The organism is Pseudomonas sp. NPDC077408, assembly GCF_050269105.1.
In the GTDB taxonomy this organism is placed as follows: domain Bacteria; phylum Pseudomonadota; class Gammaproteobacteria; order Pseudomonadales; family Pseudomonadaceae; genus Stutzerimonas.
The window spans coordinates 223,383-246,356 of the sequence record NZ_JBNNHS010000003.1; the positions used below are offsets into that span (position 1 = coordinate 223,383).

Below are 22,974 nucleotides of genomic sequence, written 5' to 3' on the forward strand. Positions count from 1 at the left end.
CACAGGCAAATGACTGACCTTGAACAGCCAAAAATTACCGGCAGATGTGATCGCACGATAAATAAATGAGCTATTCCTCACCACCCGCTGCTCCGCGAGGTTGCATCCCAGTCAGCGCCACCGAAGGGCACACCACACGCAACAGCTTGCGAAATCGGGGGCAATTCATATGAGAGTCTGCGGGGCATTCGGCCACGTGCCTGAGGAGGCGGCTCATGGTCGTCATGCGCAGAATCTGGCGGTCGAGCTCATCGGCGCGCTGCAGCAGGGTCGGCCGCGGCAAGTCCGCGTTTCGATTCTTGTCGAACATGCCGCCGATGTCTTCCAGCGAAAATCCGGCGGCTTTTCCAAGGCCGATCAAGGCGAGCTGGACAATCGTCTCCTCACTGTACTGCCTGCGTAATCCGTTTCGGCAAATGGGCTGGATCAGGCCCACTTCTTCGTAGTACCGCAGCGTAGACGTGGGCAGGCCGCTAATTTTCGAAAGTGCGCCGATGTCGACGAGTTTCATGCTTGACCTCAAGTTGACTTGAAGTTGCATAGTAGACCGTCCCGACGTCAACAGGCAGACAATGCGTATGAAACCGGAAGCGATCCCAGCGGCCAACACACCAACACTCGCGGCATTGGGGGGCGCCATCTTGCTGGCTTCGATGGGGAACAGTATCGCGACGGTCGCGCTGCCGCACCTGGCAACGATGTTCTCGGCTGGCGTGCAGACGGTGAAATGGGTCGTGCTGGCCTATCTGCTCGGCGTGACCGTGGCCATTTTAATGGCCGGGCGCCTGGGGGATCTATACGGTAATCGCCGCGTGCTGCTCGCCGGCATCATGTTGTTCACCCTGGCCAGTGTCGGAGGCGCCGTTGCCCCGAGCCTGGGTTGGCTTATAGCCGGTCGTGCGCTGCAGGGGGTGGGCGCGGCCGTGCTTATGGCGCTGCCGATGTCGATTGCCAAGAGCCTGATTACAAAGGAGCGCCTAGGCGCCGCAATGGGTCTGTTGGGCACCATGTCGGCCATTGGCACGGCACTGGGGCCGTCGGTTGGCGGCCTGCTGACCGGTCAGCTCGGCTGGCGCTCCATCTTCGTGCTGCTGGCACTCTGCGGCGCCGGCATGCTGGTGCTGGCCTTTGCAGGTGTCGGTAAAACCGCACCGACTGCAACATCAACCCGAATCGATTGGCCCGGCGCCGCCTGGCTATCCTTAGCACTGCTGGGCTTTGCGCTTGCGGCCACTGGTGGCCGGGCCGGCATAGCCATTCAGCCGTGGGCTTTGTTGATACTGGGCGCAGTTGCGCTCCTGCTGTTCATCCGCACCGAGCTTGCCGTTGCCCACCCCCTTATCCCTGTGGCGCTCTTTCACGAGCGAGCCATCGTTGCCCCGTTGTGGATGAACCTTCTGGTTGCCGGCATCATGATGTCCACGCTCGTGGTGGGCCCACTATTTCTCACGTTTGGTTTGGGCCTGAGCGAGGCCATGACGGGCTTGGTTATGGCCGCAGGGCCTATCGCCGCAGCGCTCTCAGGAGCGCCGGCCGGCAGGCTCACGGATCGGTTCGGAACTGACCGAATGCTGTTCGTTGGCCTGATGCTTGTGGCCATGGGCCTATGTAGCTTTGCCATATTGCCGGCTCTTATCGGTGTGCCAGGCTACCTGCTGGCGATGCTGCTAATGACCCCGGGCTTTCAGCTGTTTCTGGCGGGCAACAGCACGGGGGTGATGAACCAGGCCGCAGAGGAGAACCGAGGCGTGCTATCGGGGCTGCTCGGCCTGTCGCGCAATCTTGGCTTCATGACAGGTGCCTCCTTGATTCCGTTACTGTTTACCTCGCTGCTGGATGGCCGAATACTGGCCAATAACACCACTACAACCATCAGCAGTGCTTTCTCGGTGACATTCCTGAGTATGGCAGGTCTTTGCTTACTCACTCTGTTAGCAGTGCGGGATCGAAGCGGACGATGTTGAATAAGATAGTCCGGTAATGGCCGAAAGTGGCCGGTGGCGGCCATTCCCGGATGCCGCGTTAAGCATCAGGTCAAACAGGCCGCGCGGGGGGGGGGGGGAGCTCGCGCGGCCAGTCGATGGATTACCCGGCAATGGCCGTGAGTTTGGCCAATTGATCGAGATCGGTCTGCATGCCTGACGTCTCCCTGATGCGCGTCAGGATCTTGCGTTTCAACGCGGTGAATTCGGGCGACAGTTTCATGTCCTGGTTGCGCTGCGCTGGCAGCGGCACCTCATAGATGGAATCGATTCGCCCTGGCCGTGGCGCCATCAGCACCACGCGGCCGCCGAGGTAGATGGCTTCTTCAACATCGTGGGTGACGAACAGAATCGTGGTTTTCTCGAGCTTGTGAACGTGACGGATAAGGTCGTGCATCACCTCACGCGTCTGGGCGTCCAGCGCGCCGAAGGGTTCGTCCATCAACAATGTCGCTGGCTTAGGCATCAACGCGCGGGCGATGGCCACGCGCTGCTGCATACCGCCGGACAACTGGCTTGGAAAGGCATCGGCAAAGTTCGTCAGGCCCATGAGGCTGAGCAGGGCATCGGCTCGCCCACTAGCGGTTTCAACGTCACCATCACCGCGCACGGTGTCGGAGATGACTTTAAGTTGACGACAGAACTTGATGTTTTTCATGACGGTCAGCCAGGGGTAGAGGCTGTAGTGCTGAAAAACCATGGCGCGGTCGACGCCGGGACCATCCACGGGGCTGCCGTCTAGCAGGATTTCGCCGCGACTCAGGGTTTCCAGGCCGGCAATGATGCGCAGCAGGGTGGATTTGCCACAGCCCGACGCGCCGACGAAGGTGATGAATTCGTTTGGGCGCACATCCAGGCTGACCGATTGCAGCGCCTCGACCTCGCGCGTGTCGCTGATAAAGGTTTTGCCTACCTGCTGAATACGGATCTTGGCGTCGGTCATGCTTGTGTCCTCCACGGGAAGGCGCGGCGGGAAAGCCAGCGGAAGGCCTGGTCGGTGAGCAAGCCGATCAGCCCGATCAGCAGGATGCCGGCGAAAATCTTGTCGGTGTGCATGTAGCGCTGAGCCTTGAGAATGGCGTAGCCGAGGCCCGAATTGGCGGCGACCAGCTCGGCAACCACCAGGTAGGTCCAGGCCCAGCCGCAGGTGATGCGCAGGGTGTCGAGGATTGCCGGGCGCGCAGACGGCAGGATCACCAGTTTGACGATTTCGCTGCGATTGGCGCCCATGGTCTGGGCGGCCTCGATCTGGGTCATCGGCACGCGGCGGACGTCTTCGGCGACCATCAACACCATCTGGAAGAAGGTGCCGATAAAGATGATCAGCACCTTCGAGCCTTCGTCGATGCCCACCCACAGCATCACCAACGGTATGAAGGCCACCGCCGGCATGTAGCGGATGAAGTCGGTCAGAGGTTCGAGAAAAGCCTGCACCGGGCGGTAGGTGCCGATATACAGCCCCAGTGGCAGCGCCAGTAAAGCCGAGGCGCCGAACCCGGCCATGACCCGCCAGACGCTGATGCCTATGTCGGTGAGCAGGCCTTCGCTGGCCCACCAGCGGCCCAGACGCTCGAGTACGGCGCCGGGGCTGGGCATGAACATCGGGTCGGCCAGCCCTAGCGCGGTATAGGCCCACCAGAGAATGAACGGTGAAATCAGGCCCGCTGCGGCCAGTGTCCAAACCGTGGTTTTCGGCAGATCGCCACGAATGCGCCACCAGCGGGCGCGGCGCGTTTTGGCAACGGGCGCGGGTTCTGCGCTGACCGGTTGCGCTGCGACCGCCGCGCGCGGCTCCAGGTTCGTGTTCGCGCTAAGGGACAAGTGCGCCGTCATGCGACTACCTCCTGAACGAGGGCTGAAATCGGATTCGCCACGCTGACCCAGCCAAGGGTCGGCGGGAATTGGCCGATGCGGGCCAGGTCCCCTTCGGGAATACCGGCGGGTTGGCTGAAATTCCAGTAGCTCGGCAGCAGGTTGTCGCCGACACGCCCCGGCAAGGTCGAGTGGCTGATCATCCAGGGCGTCGCACCGTTGCGCTGTCGGCCGAAAGAGATTTCACAGGCCAGCAGTTCGAGGCGTTTTGCCGGAGTGGCGCGGGCGAGTTGGTCGCGTAGCTGCCCACCTTCGGGGTCCAACGGCGCAGGCCTGTCGGCAACGAACATGAAGTAATCCCCGGCAACCAACAGGCAAGCCTGGCGCTCAGGTTCATCGGCTGACCGCAGCCACAGTCCCCAGTTGGTGCCGTTGGATTCGGGCACACGCTGCCAGACTTCGTGATAGCGGCCGTCCAGGCCATCTTCGAGCAACCGATCGGGCCCCTCGAAGCGCATGCGGCCAATGTCGGGTGAGCCGCTGGGCGGCTGATAGTCGATCAGCCGATGCCATTGGCAAATGTCAGCTTCCACCATGGTCAAGCCGGCAAAGCCGGCCTGTTCGCACAGAGCCAGCTGTTGTGCATGCGTGCACGTGGCAAGCGAGGCAGCGGTGGTGGGGGGATGGGGAATGCGCACGTCGGCGTGAAGATGGGCCGTCTGCAGCCAGTAGACATCGCTAGTTTCGTCGCGGCATCCGTCGCTGGTGGTCAACAGGCGACGGCGCCATACGCCCATGTAGGTCTCGGGAACGCTGTTCATGCGTGGTACTCCGGGAATCGTTTGAGGGTTCGCCAGAAGGCCATGTCGTGGTTCGGCCACAACTCAGCCCCGCTATCGGCGGCCAATCCCTTGAGCTTGCGAATGCTGTCCAGCGCCATGTCTTCGCGGTCCTGCCAGCAGAGACCGGGCGCTATTTCATCGGTGAGGTTTTCTTCCAGGTCCGCCGCGTCTCCGGTCAGGATGACGGGCTTGCCGTGAGGCAGTTCGATCAGCAGAGACATGTGCCCAGCGGTGTGGCCAGGCGTGTTGATTGCCTGCACACCGGGCACCAGTTGGTATTCCTCGCGCTGGAGACTCCAGCGATTCTGGTCGACGAAGGGCCCAGTGAAATCGTCGGCGAAGTAGGCATCGTCGGCCTCGGCGAGAGCGGCCGCCAGCTCGGCCTCGTGCACATGCACGTCGCAGCCGCACAGTTCGCACAGCCCGCCGGCGTGGTCGAAATGCAGGTGACTGAGAAACACCAGGTCGATGTCGGCCGGCGTCAGGCCGTTCCGGGCCAGGTGGGCCGGCAAACGCTGGTCGTCACGCATGTCCGGTGGCCCCATGGGGAACTCCAGCGGATCGAACCAGCGCGCCTTGAGTGCCGGGTCGTTGATCTTGGCGTAGTCGCAGCCAACATCGAAGAGGATGCGGCCCTGCCGGGTCTCGATCAGGAACGCCAGGATTGGCGCCTCGATCAGGGTGCCGTGGCCACGGTTGCGCGTGGAAATCGATTTGTCGTAGCGATGGGTGGCAGTCAGCAGCGGCCAGAGCTTGAGCACATCGGTCATGCGGGCATCTCCAGCAAGGCGATCAGCGCATCGCTGGTGATGACTTCGCCGAACAGTCCGCCTTCGACGCCGATCATCGACAGTGCTGCGGCATGCAGCGCCGGGTAGGCAGAGCCGCAAGCGTCAGCGACCGTGAGGCAGGAGTAGCCGAGATCCACCGCCTGGCGCAGCGTTGAGGAAACGCAGACCTCGGTGGTTACACCAGTCAGGATCAACTGGCCGATCCCGCGGTTTTGCAGCAGCAGTTGCAGGTCGGTATGAGCGAAGGCGCTATAGCCGGGCTTGTCGATCACCGGCTCGCCCGGTTCGGGCATGAGCTCCTCGATCAGCGCGTTGCCAGGTTCGCCTCGCACCAGAAGACGGCCCAACGGACCGGGGCTGCCAATTGGCGCGCCGCTGGCCTCGGCACGTCGGCGCTTGGTGCCGGGGAGGTCGCTGAGGTCGGCGCGATGGCCTTCTCGGGTGTGCACGACCAACAACCCGCATCGTCGCGCCGCCACGAGCAGCTGGCGGATAGGTTCGATGGGCGCGCGCAGGCGCTCGATGTCCAGCCCAGCCTGATCGGCATAGCCGCCCGGCGCGCAGAAGTCGCGCTGCATGTCGATCACCAGCAGCGCGGTATGCGCCAGTGCGAGGTTCACTGCAGGTTCCCCAGGTCGAACTCATGGCACACCGCCGCAGCGATGCCGCTGACAATGTCGTCGGCCATGCGCTGTCCCTTGCCCGCTGTCGAGCCCTTGGCCGAAGACAGCACGCCTGAAGGTGGCACCCATTCAGTGCGGGGCGGATACATGTCGTACGGCGGAAAGTCTGCGCAGGCTTCCTCCGGGATGCGCTCCAGCGCTACCAGGCTGGGGTAGTAATGCAGCATCAGTGAGGTTTCGATGACGGCTGCGTGCTCTAGGGCAAAGCCTGGAAAGCCGTCTGGGAACACGTCAGCCAGGGTCTGCTCACGGCAGAAGTCCCAATGCTCCAGGCGCATGACCTCGAGACCGGCATCCGGTCCCAGTTCGCGCAGCGCCAATTGGATGCCTTCGCCGACGAACCACTGGTTCTCGTAATGCCCGACCACCAACACCAGCCGCCTGACGCCGTGTCGGTGAAATTCACGCACCGCGTCGCGGACCAGCGCGCTTAGCGTGGCGCCATCCAGGCTGGTGGTGCCGCAAAAGTGCTGGCCGCCGCCACACTTGGGCTGTGATTTGTAGCCGTAAGACAGGGCGGGTGCGACCAGCCCGCCGATGCGTTGCGCCACATCGGCGCAGATTGCGCTGGCGAGCAGCGCGTCGGTGCCCAGCGGCAGATGCGGCCCGTGCTGTTCGGTGGCACCGCAGGGCAGAAAGAGCACAGCGCCATCACGCACGCGGCGTTCGTATTCGACCCAACTGAGTTGATCCATGTGCACGCTGTTCATAGCGAAGGGCTCCGAATTACGGTCAGGGCCGGGCGTTCCGGCCAGCTGGCGATCAGTGCGGCAAAGGTCACAAGCGCCGCGCCTAGCCATTCATGTGGGGTGATGGCCTGGCTACCGAACCAGGCGGAAGAGAGCACCGCTGCCACCAGCTCGAAGACGACCAGCACTGCCGCACGGCCGGCTTCGATATGACTGACGCCGTACTGCACCGCAGCCATGCTCAACAGCCAGCCGAGGGCCATCAAACCGATCTGCCAGCTCAGCGTGAGGCTCAGCGGTGGCGGGTAATCGCCCAGCAATGGACAGAGCACGGCGGCAATCAGAGCGCTACCGACGAAAGGCGCCAAGGTCTTGCTGGCCAGCGGCACCCGGTCGGCGGCGCGGGTAGCGAGATTGTTCAGACTGAAACCGAGGCCGGCCGCCAACGCGAGCCAGTCGTTGCCACTCAGCGGACGGATCAGCTCGCGGCTGACGCCAAGGGTCAGGGCGATGCCGAGCATGGCCACCAACAGCGCGCCGATTCGTAGCGCTGTCAGGCGTTCGCCCAACAACAGCCAGCCACCCAGCACGCCCCAGACCGGCGCCAGGTAGAACAACAGCATCACCCGCACCACGTCGCCGGTGGCCAGGGCCGTGACCAGCGCAGCTGTGGCACCGCCACCGCAGATGGCGATGGCCAGCAGACCGTTGCGCTGCGCTGCCCAGGCATGACGCTCGCGCCATAGCACCGGCAAGGCGATCAGGCTGAGCAGTCCGTAGACCAGCAACACCAACGGCATGCCGACCAGGCCAACGCTGGCGAAGTGGTGCAAGGGCAGCCAGCCGAGGCCCCAGGCGATGGCACCCGTGACCAGCAGCACCTGTGGCAACAGGGTCGTCATGCGCCCATCCAGGAACCGCCGTTGGGCCCAAGTATTTGTCCGGTGAAATAGCTGGCCTGTGGCGAGAGCAGGAAAACGATAGCTGCCGCAACTTCATCAGGCGTGCCGAGTCGGGCCATGGGCATGTCCAGTTCCTTGGCCATCCATTCGGCGCTCATGTTTTCTGCTGAGACCATCGCCGTGGCGATGGGGCCTGGCGCGACGGCATTTATCCGTATGCCGCTGGCGGCGAATTCACGCGCCAGCGAGCGGGTCAGGCCGATCACGCCGGCCTTGGCGGTGCAGTAGGCGGCGTAGTCGCGGCGGCCGAGAAAGCCGAGGTCTGAAGCTACACTGACGATGGCGCCGCAACCACGCGGCTGCATATGCCGCAGCGCCTGCTGTGTGCATCGATAGACACCGTGAAGATCGACATCCAGTACCCGTGCCCAGTCCTGCTCTGTGGTGTCGAGAAAGGGCTGCTCCAGAATGATGCCGGCGTTGTTCACCAGCAGGTCTAGCGGCCCTTCGGCGAGGATTTGCTCGAACATCCCGGCCACCTCAGCCGCTGACGCGACGTCCGCTTCTACGCAACGTGCTCGGCCGCCAAGCGCATCGACCGCCGCGCACAGTTGCTCTGCCAATTCCAGTTGGCCGAGGTGGTTGATCCAGACGCTCGCGCCCACTTGCGCCAGGCCCAGCACGGTGGCCCGACCAATCCCGGTTGCCGCGCCGGTGACCAGCGCCACTTTGCCTTCCAGTGGCTGGCGACTCATCAATGCATCACCTCGCCATGGCTGACCGACAACGCCTGCCCGGTAAGCGCCGCCGCCAGTGGCGAGCCGAGAAACAAGAAGGTGCCGGACAGGTCCGCCGGGGTCAGCAGCTCCGGAATCGCCTGGGCCGCCAGCACCGCGACCAGTTCTTCGGCTTCACTGCGCCCGTTTTCCGCTGCCATGATGCGCAGCGAACGCATCGCTGCATCGGTGCCGATCCAGCCTGGGCAGACGGCATTGACGCGGATGCGCCGCGGTCCCAATTCCCAGGCCAGTGAGCGGGTCAGGCCGATCACCGCATGCTTGCTGGCCGCATAGGCGGAAAAGCCCGGTACGCCTTTCAGCCCCCAGATCGAGGCCTGGTTGATCACACTGGCACCGGCACGAAGACGAGGCAGCAGTGCGCGGGTCAGTCGCTGCATGGACGACACATTGTTGTCGAGCAAATGCGTCCAGCAGGCATCAGCCTTGGCGCCAGGGTCGGTTATGGGCGTCTGGTATTCGATACCGGCATTGTTGACCAGCACTTCGACCGAGCGGTTACGGCAGGCCAAGTCGTCAGCGAAGTGCTGCACGGCGTGCCAGTCTCCGAGTTCCAGCGTGGTGGCGTGCAACGGCCCCTCCGGTTGCAGGCTTTCGGCCAGTTCGGCCAGTGCATCGGGGTCGCGATCGACCAGCTCCAGCGTGGCGCCGGCGTCGGCGTAGGTTCTTGCCAGCTGGCGGCCTATACCGCCAGCAGCACCGGTAAGGACGACGCAACGTCCGCGATAATCGAGCGCTTTATGCATTTCACACCGCCGTGAGGAAAGACACGCCAACTGCACCGTAGAAGCCGTCGGCCTTCTGCGGACCTTCACCGACCGAGCCATAGTCGTCATCCAGCACACGACGCAGGCGATAGCGGTGGAAGCTGCCGAGCAGATCGCGCATCGGAATGACCTGGTTGTAGGCGCTGCCGTACAGCTCGGCATGCAGCGCGGGCAGGCGATACCAGGGCGCGACCGGTTTCTCGTGATGGGCGTTGTGGTAGGGAAAGTTGAGCAGCAGCAGATTCAGCGATGGCCAGCGTGTGGAAACCACATTGCTGAAGGTATTGAGTTGCTCGTAGGCGCGGTCGCGTTGCTTGTTTTCCGGCACCTGGCCGTCCTCAAGTACGGCGAAGGCGTCATAGGTGTGCTGGTAGGCGTCGGCGAAGCGCAGCACCGTGACCATCAGCATCCAGGCCACGGCATACAGCACCAGAGCTTTCAGCGAGAACCAGCCAAGCAGCCCGAACAGCAGCGCGCGGATAAGCATGATCTGGGCGACCTTGCCGCGGCGCGCACGGTGCTTTTCGTTGCGGGTGACGAAGGGCAACACGATCACGTAGCCGTGCATGATCAATTCGACTGCCGGCACGTAGGCCCACTCCAGCGCTACAACCAGCTTCTGGAACCACAGGGGGCGGGCCTTGAGAAAGGCCTTGCTGTCGAAGGTGATCACGTCGGCACGGTCGACGTGGTGACGCATGTGTTTCTTACGCAGGTCCTGAAAGTCGGCATAGCAGCTGCCGGCCAGCCAGCTGCACGCATTGCCGGCCCACTGATTGTGCTTGGGCACGCTGAAAATGGTGCCGTGAGCAAACTCATGAATCAGGTAGGCGGCAATGATCATTGCGTGACCAAGCAGTAGCGTACCCAACGCATTCAACCAGCCATTGGCCGGGAACAGCATCACCAGCCCTGCGATGTAGCCGAACAGGATATAGCTCATGGCCAGGGTGTTTGGCACTCGACCATCGGCATAACGGAAAAGCGGCTTGCGGGTTTTCATACGGGGCTCCTGTCGGGGCGAGCGCGGCTCGCCCCGGCGCGCATTACTTGGCGAGTGCTTCGGTGAACTGCGCGTCGTAGGTGTCGCTGAAATCCGGGACGGAGGGGATCTGGCCGTTATCCATCAGCAGCTTGGCAATGATCGCGCCGCTGCCATGGAAGGAATGGGTGTCGTCGCTGGGCGCGAAGCTCTTGCTCATTTCCGCGAGCGGGATGTTGTAGGCACCGGACATCTGCTCGGTGGCTTCTTCGGCGCTGACGCCCAGCACCTCGCCAATGATGTCTGCCGACTCCTCGGGATGCGCCTGCATGTAGGCGAGCCCGTCGAGGTAACCCTGGATCATCGCCTTGATGGCGGCAGGCTTCTTGGCGATTACAGCCTCGTCGAACACCAGCACGTCGGTGATCAGGCCGGGCGCATCCTTGGAGGAATACACGACCTTGAACTTGTCGCCGCTGCCCATGGAGAGGATCTGCGACACGTTGGGCTCGTAGGTCACGCCGACCGGCAGATTGCCTGAGGCCATGGCACCGGGAATGCCTTCGGGCGTCATGTTGACCGGCTGGATATCCTTCTCGGTCATACCGTTCTGTTGCAGCGCGTAGGCGAGCAGGAAGTCGGACGGCGAGAGCGGGTTGTAGCCAACTTTTTTGCCTTTGAAGTCGGCCACAGAGTTGATCGACGCATCGGCGACGATGGCGTCACCACCGTTGGAGAAGTCGATGGGCATGACCACGCGGTGCTTGAGGCCTTTGGCGACGGAGGCAACGACTTGGTCATAGGTCAGCATGCCGCCATCGAGTGCGCGGCTGAGCATGGCGGTGGGAATCAGGGCCGGGTCGTTGAAGAACTGCAACTCCACGTCCAGGCCGTGAGGTTTGAACAGGTCTTTCTTGTCGGCCACGTAGAACGGCCCGTAACCGGCCCAGACGACGGTGCCGATCTTCAGTTTTTCCGCCGCCTGAACCACCAGCGGCGCGAATACGGTCGCGACGGCCAGGGTGGCGCCGAGCAGGGTCTTGTGCAGCGAAGGAAACAGCGGACCTGTCATGGTGAAACTCCTACACAGTGGAAGAACCGGCACGGGATGACATCGCGTCCTCCCGGGCTTTTATCCCGCCGTGTAGTCCCAATCCGTGGGACCGGAGAACTCTCGGACCAGCGCTCATCTGCATGAGCCGGAACCCTAGTTCGCCTGTTGTGTAGCTCCTGTGTGCCGAGCGATGTGAGCGCTGTGGCGACTCATCCCGTTCTGTTCTGGGTAGAGCAGGTTGCGTGCCAGTTCAATTTGTCGAGGCTGTTAACGTTAAATATCAATGGGATGAGAGGTTTATCTCGACAGCTTATCGCGTCAGGGCGGCAGGCAATTTGCGCTCAAATGGTGAGCAGTGCGCCGCGATGGTGCTGCCGGTCAGCGAAGTTGCTTTGCGATTTCAGGGCCTTCGATGTCACGCCTGCGACCGGCCTCACGGCTTGCAGCCTGGGTTAGGCAACCGGAACGTTTGGCCGGCTATGATCGAGGACCTTCGGAAATAGATGTCCACGAATGCAGAGGTTTCCGCTTTTCGGACTGTTGCTGCTTGCCTTCCTTTCGATTGGTGCCGGCGCGGTAAAGATCATCAGCTGGTTTAGAGGCAGCGCGTTGGAACACCTGTCAGAGCACGACTGGCAGCGCGTGGTGGCCTGCAGTCGTAGTCTCGCGTCCCGATGTGCATATTCGGAGCCAGTCGAAGCGCTTCTACAGGTGGAGTTTGTTTCGATCAGACAGGGCGCTGTTGCAGTGCTGGTCCTCGCCGTGGCGCTCCTTGTCAGCCACCTTGCAAGGACCTCGACTCGATCATTCCTCCTGCTGCTCGTTCTGTTGTTGGCATTTGCCCTCGCGATTCAGTTCGCTCATCTGCACTTTGCCGAGTTGGCAGACCAATTTGTCCGATCGAGCCTGGCCTCCGTTGCGCGAGACTGCCTTGAGGCCCAAGCCGGCACGTCCTGCTCTGATTACGCGGTGCGCATGCGGGGGATTCGATACGGTGCCTTGATCATCTCGAAAACGGGTATCGCGATTCTCGCAGTGTTCGCTATCACGCTAAGCGCGACACTCGCGCTCGGATTGGGTGCGAAAAGGCCCGGCGGGGCGGTTTGAAGAGGGTGGTGGCGGGACGCGCAGGCCATGCCTTGGCAGTATCGCCACCACCAGTCGGAGCGTCAGCTCGGCACCGGGGCATCTTCAGGCAGCAACTGTTTAGCCTTCAGCGCCCGCCAGAAGTCACTCGGGATCTCGGCCTCGAACTGTTGCACGTACTGTGCAGGACGCTTCGGGTTGCTGGTGCCTGGAATGGCTGACAGGACGGCGGGATGCGCGAGGCAGAACTGCAGCGCCGCAGCCCGGATATCTACCTCGAACTCCTGACACACCGCTTCGATCTGCCGGGTCTTCTGGCGAATATCATCAGGCGCGTCGGCATAGTCGTAGTGTTCACCGCCGGCCAGTACACCGGAGTTGAACGGCCCGCCGACAACGATCCCGACGCCACGCTCCAGGCATGTGGGAAATAGCGTATCCAGCGCTTCCCGGTGGTCGAGTAGAGAATAGCGGCCGGCCAGCAGAAATACGTCCGGGTCGGATTGCTCAAGTGCCATGCGGCAGGGTTCGACCAGGTTCACGCCAAGCCCCCAACCGCGAATCAGGCCTTCTTCACGCATCTGCGTCAGCGCTTTCGCCGCGCCTTGCATGGCCTGTTGGAAATACTCGGTCCACTGTGGGCCCCACTGGTCTTCGGACACGTCATGGATGAAGGCGACATCGATACGATTCACGCCCATACGCTCCAGGCTGTCTTCGATGGAGCGTCGTGCGCCGTCAGCGGAGTAGTCGACGACGCGCTTGTTCGGCAGCTCATCGACGAAGGGCGGGGCGTTCTCCGGCCTGCTGGTCGGCTGCAGCAAGCGGCCAACCTTGGTACTCAGGACGAATTCATCGCGGGGCTTTTTGCTGAGTAAGCGCCCAAAGCGTTGCTCGGCCAGGCCGGCGCCATAGTGCGGTGACGTGTCGTAATAACGGATGCCCGCATCCCAGGCGGCCTTGAGCGTAGCGTCGGCGGTGGTTTCGTCGAGCGGGGCGAACATGTTGCCCAACGGCGCGCCGCCAAAACCGAGACGTGGAAGGGTGATGCGCATGGAACCTCCTCTGATGCAAATAGAGCCGACTATTCGGCGTCGCTTTGCATCGGAGGACGTCTGAGAGGGGATGTTCCGGACGGCGCCGCAGTATTTGAGAGTGCCGAGCCAGAGCGTCGCCGGGGGGATGCAGAAGCAGGCCATGCCCCCAAACCGGCTGCTTTACCTGGCTGTTCGCGAGCCAGCTCGCTCCTACGAAAAGCGTTAGGAGCGGCTTTTGATGTACGCGCGCCAGCCGCCAAACTCGCTGATATCCGCGGCGCCTTCCAAACCGTACGGCTCACAGATGAAGCCGGTCTCCCAGCTGCCATCGGCCAGTTGTACCTTGCCCAGCCCGAGGGGGGCCGGGATGCCGGTGAGGAAGGAGCCCAGTTCACTGCTCGGGACTTCCCAGATCTCCACCTCAATGGCGACGCCTTCATCGGCAACTCGCACCATGCCCGGGCGGAACGGTGGGCCACCGGCCAATGCGTACAGTTTGTAGTGCGCTGCGCTGTGCGTCGCTTCGAGCAATCGGCCGCCGCGCTGTTTGAGCTGCCAGTTCAGCGGCAAGCCATCCAGATGCGCGCCACAGACCACGACACGGGCGCGGTCGCTGCGTGCGGCGTTCTGTGGGGCAGGCGAGGTGATCGACTGCCCACCGATCAATGCGATGCCATGTTGCCGTTGCAGCATGTCGGCCAGGCTCAGCAGGTACTGATCGGTGAATACTCGCCCGAACAAGGTCACGCCCCAGGGCAGGCCGTTCTGCATCACACCCGCCGGCACCGCCACGGCGGCGTAGTCCAGCATGTTCATGAAATTGGTGTAGTAGCCCAGGTCCGAATTGCGCTTGACCGGCTCGGCGTGCAGCTCGTCCAGCGTGACCGGGCGCGGGTAGGCCGGGGTCAGTACACAATCCACCGTGGCCATGATCCGGTCACAGACGGCCTTGAGCTGTTGCAGCCGGTACTCGGCCTGGAACAGCTGCACGGCAGTGGTGCCGGGTGCCTTTTCCAGCACCGCCTTGATCACCGGCAGAACGGCGTCGGGCTGTTGCTCGATCAACGCGCCGGCAACGCTGTAGCGTTCGGCAACCCAGGGGCCTTCATAGAGCAGCCGCGCGGCTTCAAGGAATGGCGCAAAGTCGATCTCCACCGGCTCGCCGCCCATCGCTTTCAGGTGCTCAATGGTGGTGGCGAACAGCGCCGGGCTTTCCGGGCAGCCGAGAAATTCCGGTTGTTTGGGCACGCCGAAACGGAAAGATTTGACCTGGCCAAACGCCGAACCGTCGTTCCACAGTGGATTGGCGCGGCTGTATTCGTCGCACGGGTCGAGTTCGGCGGTCAGGGCCAGCAGCTGGCTGGCTTCGGCCGCGGTGGCGGTGAAGAAGGTGACGCAATCCAGTGTACGGCACGCGGGGACTACCCCCGCGGTGGAGATCAAACCCTTGCTCGCCTTGAGGCCGACCAGGTTGTTCAACGCGGCCGGCACCCGACCGGAGCCGGCGGTGTCCGTGCCCAATGCGAAGCTCGCCAGGCCGAGTGCGACGGCCAGGGACGAACCGGCGCTGGAGCCCCCCGACGGATAGGCCGGATGCACGCTGTTGCGGCACTCGCCGTAAGGCGAACGGGTGCCGTTGAGGCCGGTGGCGAACTGGTCGAGGTTGGTCTTGCCAAGCGGGATGGCACCGAGGGCGATCAGTTGTTCGACGATGGTTGCGCTGGTGTCCGGTGTATAGGCAAAGGCGGGGCAGGCTGCCGTGGTCGGGATGCCGGCCAGGTCGATATTGTCCTTGATGGCGAAGGGGATGCCGTAGAGCGGCAGCTCAGCCGGGGATTTGCTGTCCAGGGCTGCGAGGTAGGGCTCGAGTTCATCCTTCGTTAGCAGATGAATGAAGAGGTTGAATTCGGCCTGGAGGTTGGTGGCTTGTTCGTGCACTGCGGCGATGAGTGTGCGCGGTGACAGCTTGGCGCTGGAGTAAGCCGCGCGCAGTGTGTCGAGGCGTAGGTCAAAGTCGGTTGTCATGTCGTATTCCTCGTAGGGTGGAAAACGGCAGCGCCTTTTCCACGCATGATATTCGGGACGGCCAGGTGGCCCGGTGGCCGGTGGGCCGGTTGGTGGATCGGTGAGGCGTGATCCACCCTACGGTCATCTGTTGGGCAGGGAGCCTTACGCGCCCTCGATCACCACCACCCGCTGGCCGGCACGCACGGGCGAGCCAGGCTGCACACGGATGTCCTTCACCACGCCGGAAACAGGTGCGGTGAGCGGGATTTCCATCTTCATGCTCTCGAGGATCACCAGCACGTCGCCGGCTTCTACCCGAGCGCCCTCGGTCACGGATACCTGCCAGAGATTCCCGGCAATGTGGCTTTCGATGCCATGCTCGCCGGCGCCCAGCGGGGCGTCTTCACCGAGCTCAGCGGCGACTTCCTCGCTCTCGAAGTGCGCCTGGCCGGACGCGATCCAGCGTTGGCGTTCGGCGTCGAAAGCAGCGCGCTGCTGGCTACGGAAGGCCTCGATACCCGCGGCTTCCTTAGCCAGGAATTCCTGATAGTCGGACAGGCGCAGCTCGGTCTCTTCGATCGTCAGCGGGTAGCGGCCCAGCGGAAAATCGCGGCGGATCTTCAAAAGCTCCTCGGCGGAAACCGGGTAGAAGCGGATCTGGTCGAAGAAGCGCAGCAGCCAGGGCTGGCCGCCGAACGCCTCCACCGCGCGGTAGCGGTTCCACATCTGCAGTGTGCGTCCAACGAACTGGTAGCCGCCCGGGCCCTCCATGCCATAGACGCACATGTAGGCGCCACCGATGCCGACCGAGTTTTCCGCGGTCCAGGTGCGCGCCGGGTTGTATTTGGTGGTGACCAGGCGATGCCGCGGGTCCAGGGGGGTTGCGACTGGCGCGCCGAGGTAGACGTCGCCCAGGCCCATCACCAGATAGCTGGCTTCGAACACTGTGCGATGCACCTCGTCGAGGTTCGGCAGATCGTTGATGCGACGGATGAATTCCAGATTGCTCGGGCACCAGGGTGCGTCCTTGCGCACCGTGGTCATGTACTTGTCGATCGCCAACTGACAGGCCGGGTCGTCCCAGGAAAGTGGCAGATGCACGATGCGCGACGGGACGCGGAGATCTTGCGCCGAGCACACCGCGTCCCAGAGGCCGGCGACGGTGTCGACCAGGCTCTGAAGCGGCAGGGTCTCCGGCTGGTAATGGACCTGCAGGGAGCGGATGCCGGGGGTGAGGTCGATCACGCCGTTGAGGTTCTTCGCCTCCAGCGCCTGCATCAACGCGTGGCCACGGAAGCGCAGGACAAGGTCCAGTTCGGGCGCGCCGATTTCCAGCAGCAAATGGGTGTCGCCGGAGAGCCGGGCGACCAGGCGGGTGTCGTCGTTCCCCAGATCGAGGACCATGGGCGAGGTGAGGGCATGGGCTGTTGTAGGAGCCAGCTTGCTGGCGATCCTTTCGCATGGCTGATCGCGAGCAAGCTCACTCCTACAAAGGTTGCCGCACTCAAGATTTTGGGTCTTAGCCAACTCACGCGCCATGGCCACATCCACCGGCACGAAGCGCACCTTGTCGCCAGCCTTGAGCTGGCCCATCTGCCAGAGGTCGGCCTCGATGATGGTCACTGGACAGACGAAGCCGCCGAGGCTCGGGCCGTCCGGGCCGAGGATGACCGGCATGTCGCCGGTGAAGTCCACGGCACCGATGGCGTAAGGGTTGTCGTGGATGTTCGAGGGATGAAGGCCGGCCTCGCCGCCGCTGTCACGCACCCACTCGGGCTTCGGTCCTATGAGACGAACGCCGGTGCGGCTGGAGTTGAAATGCACTTCCCAGTCGGTGGCGAAGAAGCGCTCGATATAGCCTTCCGTGAAGTATTCCGGCGCGCCGTGCGGGCCGTAGATCACACGGATCTCGCGTACCGATGGCAGCGGCGGGCAGAGTTCGACAGGCAGGCTGGCGCCGGCGCTGCGGTCAATGAGTTCAGGAATATGCAGTACATCGCCGGCGCGCAATGCGCGTCCGGCATGGCCACCGAACTGGCCAAGGGTAAAGGTGCTCTTGCTGCCCAGGTAATCGGGCATCTGCAGACCGCCGCGTACGCATAGGTAGCTGCGCGCACCGGCCCCGGAGATGGTGCCGAGCGCAAGCGTGCTGCCAGCCTTGACCAGAAACGTAGTGCACATCGGTTGCTCGACGTCGTCGAGCTTCACCGGAATGTCGGCGCCAGTTACCGCGACCACCGCATCGGTATTGAAGCGCAGGATCGGCCCGTTCATGGTGATTTCCAGGCCCGCTGCATCGGTCGGATTACCCAGCAGCGCATTGCCCAGGCGCAGTGCAAGGCTGTCCATCGGCCCGGACGGAGGCACGCCGACAGCCCAGTAACCGAGCCGGCCGGGAAAGTCCTGAACGGTGGTTTGGGTGCCAGCGGTGAGCACCTCGAACGTGGTCGCCTGGTAAGTCAGGCCGTCCAGGCAACGGGTCCAGGGATTGCCTTCGGCAAACGGGGCATACGAGACAATCTGGCGCAGGTAGTCGCGGTTGGTCTCGACGCCATATAGCAGGCTGTCGGCTAAGGCCTGATCGAGCGCAGCCTTGGCTGCCTCACGGGTCGGCGCGTAGGTGATGAGCTTGGCGATCATCGGGTCGAAGTAGGGCGGAATTTCGCAACCTGCCTCAACCCAAGTATCGATGCGCAGTGCTTTGCCGTCGGAAGGCGGAAACTGGACCGCGGTCAGCAGGCCAGGGCTCGGCTGAAAATCGCGCCCCGGGTCCTCTGCATAGAGCCGCGCCTGGATGGCGTGGCCCTTGGGCTTCAAACTCTTGGCCAGCTCGGTCAGCGGAGGCAGATCACCGGCCGCCAGTTCGATCATCCAGCGCACCAGATCGACGCCCCAGACCTGCTCGGTGACGCCGTGCTCGACCTGCAGCCGGGTGTTCACTTCGAGGAAGTAGAACTGCTCGGCCTCGCTGTCATAAACGAACTCGACCGTGCCAGCGCTGCGATAGCTGACCGCCTTGGCCAGCTTGATCGCCGCCTCGCACAGCGCGTCGGCCATGCCGGCGGGTAAGTTCGGCGCCGGGGTTTCCTCCAACACCTTCTGGTTGCGCCGCTGCACAGAGCAGTCGCGCACGCCGAGGGCGATCACATCGCCCTCACCATCACCGAAGACCTGCACTTCCAGATGGCGGGCGCGCTGGATGTATTTCTCGATGAATACGCCGGCGTCGCTGAAATTGTTTTGCCCCAACCGTTTCACTGCGTCGAAGGCATCCGCCAGTTCAGCCGCGTCACGGCAAACCCGCATGCCGATGCCGCCGCCGCCAGCGGTGCTCTTGAGCATGACCGGATAGCCGACCTGGTCGGCTGCGCCTAGCGCAACAGTGAGGTTGTCGAGTAGCTCGGTGCCTTCGAGCATCGGCACGCCGTGCTGCTTGGCCAGTGCGCGGGCGGTGTGCTTGAGGCCGAATACCCGGAGCTGCTCTGGCGTCGGCCCGACGAAGGCGATACCGGCCGCCTCGCAGGCTTCGGCGAACGCGGCGTTTTCGGAGAGGAAGCCATAGCCCGGGTGGATCGCTTTCGCACCGGTTCGATGCGCAATGGCGAGGATTTTGTCGACCGCCAGATAGGTGTTCGAGGCAGCGCCCTCGCCGAGGCTATGGGCTTCACTGGCCTGTTGGATATGCAAGCTGGCGGCATCGGCCTCCGAGTAGACGGCAACGCCTTTCACGTCCAAGGCACGCAGCGTACGCAGGATGCGGCAGGCAATAGCGCCGCGGTTGGCGATCAGGAGTGTTTCGAACATCTTCAGTCCCTCTGGGGGAGGCGGGCCGTCCCGCTTATATTCATTCATCGCCCCCGGCCGTCCGGGGGTTCATCCATTGGTAGGGTGGGCTTCAGCCCACCATGTGGACGTACTGCTAACGGTGGGCTGAAGCCCACCCTACGACGCTCAAGCAGGGCGCCGCGCGGGCCATCCCTCTGTGCTACTGGGCTGCGCGATGATCATCCTTCCCCCGCGCATCCGGCTTGGGTTTGGTGGGCCGCTGCCCGGCACGTGCTTGCATCAACGGCAGCAGGTAGCGGCGCAACCAGCGCATCAGTCCCATACCAGCACCTCGGCCGGCGTGGGGTTCCAGCCGTTGCACGGGTTGTTGAGTTGCGGGCAATTGGAGATCAGTACGATCACGTCCTGCTCGGCCTTCAGCTCGACATATTTGCCAGGGGCGGAGATGCCATCCGCGAAGGTCAGGCCGCCCTCGGGCGTGACCGGGACGTTCATGAAGAAGTTGATGTTGGCTCCGATGTCGCGCTTCTCCAGGCGACCGTCGTGCAGGCTGGCGCGCAGGAAGTTATCGCGACAGCTGTGCATGTAGCGCTTGTCCAGGGCGTAACGCACCACATTGCTCTCCTGCGCGCAGGCCCCGCCGAGCGTGTCGTGACGGCCACAGGTGTCGGCGATGATGGTCAGCAGCGGGTTGCCAAGGTTCGAGTAAAGCACCGTGCCGGTGGTGAGATAGACCTTGTTCTGCCGGCGCAGCGTGCGCTGCGGATCGAAACGCTCACGCGGATTCATGGCGCTGAAAAACAGGGTGTCGACCGCCTGATTGCCTTCCAGATCGAGCAGGCGCAGGGTCTGGCCGGCCTTCACTTCGAACAGATAGGGCTCGCCAGCCGGAATCACATGCCGGAAAGTGGCGGCTTCGGGGTGCAGGTTGCTTTCGTGGATGGTCATTTGGGCACCCCTTCCTCAGATGTAGAGTCGTTCGGTGTTGTGAAAGCCGCGGCTATTTTCCGGGCGCGAGGTACGGCAGAGAACGCTGATGCCATCGCTGTCGACGCGGTGCCAGCTGAGCTGTACGGGTTTCGGTGCGTACTCGGGGTTCGGGTCCATTGGGTGTGGCAATGCGGTCAGCACAACCAGCGTGTCCATTGGCGCGTACAGCTCTACAGCGTCGCCGGCCTTGCTGTTGCCGGCCTCGAAGGCGAAGCCGCCGTCGGCGTCCACGGTGACCTTGCTGAACAAATTGAGTGTCATCAGCAGGTCCTGCAGATTCAGGTTCCACTTGCCCATTTCCACCAGCAGGTTGTCCGTGCCGTTGCGGAAGAAGCCGTTGCGCAGTTCCTGATAGCGACCCTGGCCGTATTTCTCGGCGACTTCATCAGCGTTCAGTACGCCACCGAAACTGTCATGCCAGCCGCAGGTATCAGCTGTGATGCAGGCCAGCACCCGACCCATGTCCGAATAGAGGCAATGGCCAGTGGTGAGCTTGGCGGTGTGCTGGCACTTGAGCGTGTCCGGCAGGTTGAGACGCTCGCTTTTTTCATGCGCGTTGAACATCAGCAGACTGACGTTGGCGCCGCCTTCGAGGTCGGTCAGGCGCAACAGCTGACCACGATTGAGCACGAAGGAGGTGTGGCCGCCGCCGGGTAGGGTTTCTTCATAAAGCATGGGGCGGATAGCGAGTGAAGCGCTCATGTCAGACTCCTTGATTGACGGTTTGCAGGTGGCCTAGCTGCGATGGCAGGTCGCCGGCGGCGGCGCGCGCGACCCGGCGATCGCTGTTCAGCGGGATGTCATAGGTGACGCGTGCGCCGTAGGCGCCAGGGGCGTGAGGGTCGAGGCGGGTCTTGTCGAACACCAGGATGCGCGTTCCGAGGGTGAAGCCTTCGGACAGGTCGTGGGTGACCATGAACACCGTCAGTTGGGTCTCCCGCCAGAGTTGCAGAAGCAGCTCATGCATGTCCTTGCGAATGCCGGGATCGAGTGCGCCGAAGGGCTCGTCGAGCAACAGCACGCGGGGCTTCATGACGAGTGCTTGGGCGATGGCCAGACGCTGCTGCATGCCGCCGGAGAGCTGTGCCGGGTACTTATCCAGCGAGTGACCGAGGCCCACTTTGCGCAGGATCACTTCGGCCTGCTCGCGTGCTTCGCGCTTGCTGCGGCCGAACAGGCGGCCCAGCAGGGGGGACCTGGGCAACTCCAGGCCGAGGGCGACGTTGTCCAGTACCGACAGGTGTGGAAAGACCGAATAACGCTGGAACACCACGCCACGGCTGGCGTCGGGCTCGCCGGCGATGGGGGCGCCATCGAGCAAGATGTCACCGCGGCTAGGCCGTTCCTGGCCGAGCAATAGGCGCAGAAAGGTGGATTTTCCGCAGCCGGACGCGCCGACCAGGGTGCAAAATTCACCTTCATTGACGCTCAGGTTCAGCCGTTCCAGCACCACCTGATCGCCATATTCCTGCCAGACGTTGTTGACCTGAATGAAAGGGTTGGTTGGCCGTTCGCCAGCCGGGCGGATGACATGACTCATGCCTTGGCTCCTTCGTACCAGGGGAAGGCCAGCTGGGTGAGCTTGCGTAGACCGAAATCCATGCTCCAGGCGAGCAGGGTGATCCAGGCCACGTACGGCAGGATCACGTCCATCGCCAGATAGCGGCGGACCAGAAAGATGCGGTAACCCAGCCCGTCGGTGGAGGCGATTGCCTCGGCGGCGATGAGAAACAGCCAGGCTGAACCGAGCACCAGGCGCAGTGCGATCAACAGGCGCGGCAGTAATTGCGGTAGCACCACCCGCAGGATCAGCGTCCAGGTGTTGGCGCCCAGCGTCTGCGCTTTGATCAGCAGTTCCGGCGGCAACTCTCGGGCGCGCTGTTCCAGATCGCGTGCCAGTACCGGGGTCACGCCAATGACGATCAACATCACCTTGGACAGTTCGCCGAGGCCGAAGACGATGAACAGAATCGGCAGGATCGCCAGCGGCGGGACCATCGACAGCACCGTCAGCAAGGGCGACAGGGACGCGCTGAATAGCGGCAGCGTCCCAGCTGCAACACCGAGGCACAGCCCGGCAACCGCGGCGATGCCGAGGCCGACGCCAAGGCGCTTGAGGCTGGACGCGGTGTCCTGCCAGAACAGGTAGTCGCCACTGCGTTTGTCCGGCGTGAAGGCAAGGCGCTCCACAGCGCTGGACATCTGCGTGAAGCTAGGCAGGAGCTTGTCGTTGGGGTTGGTTTCGAGCCGTTGCGCAGAGCTGACCAGATAGGCGAACAGCAGAATTGCGAAGGGCAGCATCACCAGCAGCGTCCAGCCGGTGCGGCCCGGAACACGATTGATCAGGCGCATGGGGAGGTCCCCCTTTCGATCGGGGGGTGTTGCCGCGGGTCGGTCGTGTTGTCGAATCCGAGCAGGGGCATAAAAGGCCTCCAGTGAGTGGACATGGCAATAGGAGCTGCGTGTCGAACGCCGTCTCCCGGGCTTTTATCCCGCCGTGTAACCTCACTGGAGGTCGCCAACTCTCGGACCAGCCACTCGCAACCGCGAGCCGGAACCCTAGTCAGCTATTTCTGAATTTTCTCGTCCCTGAGCCGCAGCTTCCTGGCAATAGGGATTTTGCAAGAGCAGTGCCAACCACAAGACCTGCGTGTTTCGGCGCTTGCGGCGGGGCTAAGCAGCGCTGGCGCGCTTTAATAGTGCAAGGCGAGCGTTTCATGCCCCCTTTCGAGACGCTAGCTGGAAGATCCAGATCTGCGTAGGCGAG

General features: G+C 63.1%; 21 protein-coding genes and 2 riboswitches. Of the genes, 2 read left to right on the plus strand and 19 right to left on the minus strand.

All coding sequences use genetic code 11. From position 1 onward, the window contains the following. Positions 1–70: 70 nt before the first annotated feature. Positions 71–511, minus strand: a complete 441-nt coding sequence (locus ACQKEK_RS10355; RefSeq protein ID WP_499142453.1) for a helix-turn-helix domain-containing protein — start codon at positions 509–511, stop codon at positions 71–73. 61 nt (positions 512–572) lie between these two features. Between ACQKEK_RS10355 and ACQKEK_RS10360 the strand changes: the two genes are divergently transcribed. Further along, positions 573–1,964, plus strand: a complete 1,392-nt coding sequence (locus ACQKEK_RS10360) for an MFS transporter (RefSeq protein WP_499142455.1) — start codon at positions 573–575, stop codon at positions 1,962–1,964. A gap of 121 nt (positions 1,965–2,085) precedes the next feature. On the opposite strand, the gene ACQKEK_RS10365 is transcribed toward ACQKEK_RS10360, so the two are convergent. From ACQKEK_RS10365 to ACQKEK_RS10415, 11 genes are read right to left on the minus strand one after another with little or no spacing between them, the layout of a single operon-like run. Beyond that, complete coding sequence (locus tag ACQKEK_RS10365; protein ID WP_499142456.1) at positions 2,086–2,925, minus strand: ABC transporter ATP-binding protein; 840 nt, start codon at positions 2,923–2,925, stop codon at positions 2,086–2,088. Beyond that, positions 2,922–3,815 (minus strand): ABC transporter permease, encoded by an 894-nt coding sequence (locus ACQKEK_RS10370; RefSeq protein ID WP_499142457.1) that lies wholly within the window; start codon positions 3,813–3,815, stop codon positions 2,922–2,924. The genes ACQKEK_RS10365 and ACQKEK_RS10370 overlap by 4 nt, the downstream gene beginning before the upstream one ends. Beyond that, positions 3,812–4,615, minus strand: a complete 804-nt coding sequence (locus tag ACQKEK_RS10375; protein ID WP_499142458.1) for a hypothetical protein — start codon at positions 4,613–4,615, stop codon at positions 3,812–3,814. Before ACQKEK_RS10375 ends, ACQKEK_RS10370 begins: the two co-directional genes overlap by 4 nt. Continuing rightward, positions 4,612–5,406: an N-acyl homoserine lactonase family protein gene (locus ACQKEK_RS10380; RefSeq protein WP_499142459.1), complete on the minus strand. Its 795-nt coding sequence runs from the start codon at positions 5,404–5,406 to the stop codon at positions 4,612–4,614. Before ACQKEK_RS10380 ends, ACQKEK_RS10375 begins: the two co-directional genes overlap by 4 nt. Then, positions 5,403–6,047 carry a cysteine hydrolase family protein gene (locus ACQKEK_RS10385; protein WP_499142460.1) on the minus strand — a complete coding sequence of 215 codons (645 nt, stop codon included), beginning with the start codon at positions 6,045–6,047 and terminating at the stop codon, positions 5,403–5,405. Before ACQKEK_RS10385 ends, ACQKEK_RS10380 begins: the two co-directional genes overlap by 4 nt. Continuing rightward, the gene (locus ACQKEK_RS10390; RefSeq protein WP_499142461.1) at positions 6,044–6,820 is read right to left on the minus strand and encodes a creatininase; all 777 of its coding nucleotides are present in this window, start codon (positions 6,818–6,820) and stop codon (positions 6,044–6,046) included. The genes ACQKEK_RS10385 and ACQKEK_RS10390 overlap by 4 nt, the downstream gene beginning before the upstream one ends. Then, a complete protein-coding gene (locus tag ACQKEK_RS10395) occupies positions 6,817–7,701 on the minus strand; it encodes a DMT family transporter (RefSeq protein WP_499142463.1) in 885 nt (294 codons plus the stop codon). The genes ACQKEK_RS10390 and ACQKEK_RS10395 overlap by 4 nt, the downstream gene beginning before the upstream one ends. Continuing rightward, positions 7,698–8,456: an SDR family NAD(P)-dependent oxidoreductase gene (locus tag ACQKEK_RS10400; RefSeq protein WP_499142465.1), complete on the minus strand. Its 759-nt coding sequence runs from the start codon at positions 8,454–8,456 to the stop codon at positions 7,698–7,700. Before ACQKEK_RS10400 ends, ACQKEK_RS10395 begins: the two co-directional genes overlap by 4 nt. After that, entirely contained in the window at positions 8,456–9,244 is a 789-nt protein-coding gene (locus ACQKEK_RS10405; RefSeq protein WP_499142466.1) for an SDR family NAD(P)-dependent oxidoreductase, read from the minus strand. The genes ACQKEK_RS10400 and ACQKEK_RS10405 overlap by 1 nt, the downstream gene beginning before the upstream one ends. A gap of 1 nt (position 9,245) precedes the next feature. Then, positions 9,246–10,268 (minus strand): fatty acid desaturase family protein, encoded by a 1,023-nt coding sequence (locus ACQKEK_RS10410; protein ID WP_499142467.1) that lies wholly within the window; start codon positions 10,266–10,268, stop codon positions 9,246–9,248. A gap of 43 nt (positions 10,269–10,311) precedes the next feature. After that, complete coding sequence (locus ACQKEK_RS10415) at positions 10,312–11,319, minus strand: ABC transporter substrate-binding protein (protein ID WP_499142468.1); 1,008 nt, start codon at positions 11,317–11,319, stop codon at positions 10,312–10,314. A gap of 47 nt (positions 11,320–11,366) precedes the next feature. After that, a riboswitch (guanidine-I (ykkC/yxkD leader) is annotated at positions 11,367–11,469 on the minus strand. Between the two features lie 372 nt (positions 11,470–11,841). On the opposite strand from ACQKEK_RS10415, the gene ACQKEK_RS10420 reads away from it, so the two are divergent. Next, a complete protein-coding gene (locus tag ACQKEK_RS10420; RefSeq protein WP_499142469.1) occupies positions 11,842–12,408 on the plus strand; it encodes a hypothetical protein in 567 nt (188 codons plus the stop codon). Positions 12,409–12,470: 62 nt separating this feature from the next. Here the strand turns inward: ACQKEK_RS10420 and ACQKEK_RS10425 are convergent, their stop codons facing one another. The 7 genes from ACQKEK_RS10425 to ACQKEK_RS10455 form a co-directional block, all read right to left on the minus strand. After that, a complete protein-coding gene (locus ACQKEK_RS10425) occupies positions 12,471–13,442 on the minus strand; it encodes an aldo/keto reductase (RefSeq protein WP_499142470.1) in 972 nt (323 codons plus the stop codon). A 204-nt stretch (positions 13,443–13,646) separates the two neighbouring features. Further along, positions 13,647–15,449 carry an allophanate hydrolase gene (atzF, locus tag ACQKEK_RS10430; protein ID WP_499142472.1) on the minus strand — a complete coding sequence of 601 codons (1,803 nt, stop codon included), beginning with the start codon at positions 15,447–15,449 and terminating at the stop codon, positions 13,647–13,649. A 144-nt stretch (positions 15,450–15,593) separates the two neighbouring features. After that, positions 15,594–19,235: an urea carboxylase gene (gene uca, locus ACQKEK_RS10435; protein ID WP_499142474.1), complete on the minus strand. Its 3,642-nt coding sequence runs from the start codon at positions 19,233–19,235 to the stop codon at positions 15,594–15,596. A gap of 294 nt (positions 19,236–19,529) precedes the next feature. Next, positions 19,530–20,165: an urea amidolyase associated protein UAAP2 gene (locus tag ACQKEK_RS10440; protein WP_499142475.1), complete on the minus strand. Its 636-nt coding sequence runs from the start codon at positions 20,163–20,165 to the stop codon at positions 19,530–19,532. Positions 20,166–20,180: 15 nt separating this feature from the next. Further along, the gene (locus ACQKEK_RS10445) at positions 20,181–20,909 is read right to left on the minus strand and encodes an urea amidolyase associated protein UAAP1 (protein WP_499142476.1); all 729 of its coding nucleotides are present in this window, start codon (positions 20,907–20,909) and stop codon (positions 20,181–20,183) included. Position 20,910: 1 nt separating this feature from the next. Further along, on the minus strand, positions 20,911–21,747 hold the full coding sequence (locus ACQKEK_RS10450) for an ABC transporter ATP-binding protein (protein WP_499142477.1): 837 nt from the start codon (positions 21,745–21,747) through the stop codon (positions 20,911–20,913). Then, the gene (locus ACQKEK_RS10455; RefSeq protein ID WP_499142478.1) at positions 21,744–22,559 is read right to left on the minus strand and encodes an ABC transporter permease; all 816 of its coding nucleotides are present in this window, start codon (positions 22,557–22,559) and stop codon (positions 21,744–21,746) included. Before ACQKEK_RS10455 ends, ACQKEK_RS10450 begins: the two co-directional genes overlap by 4 nt. 122 nt (positions 22,560–22,681) lie before the next feature. Beyond that, positions 22,682–22,781: riboswitch (guanidine-I (ykkC/yxkD leader) on the minus strand. Positions 22,782–22,974: the final 193 nt, after the last annotated feature.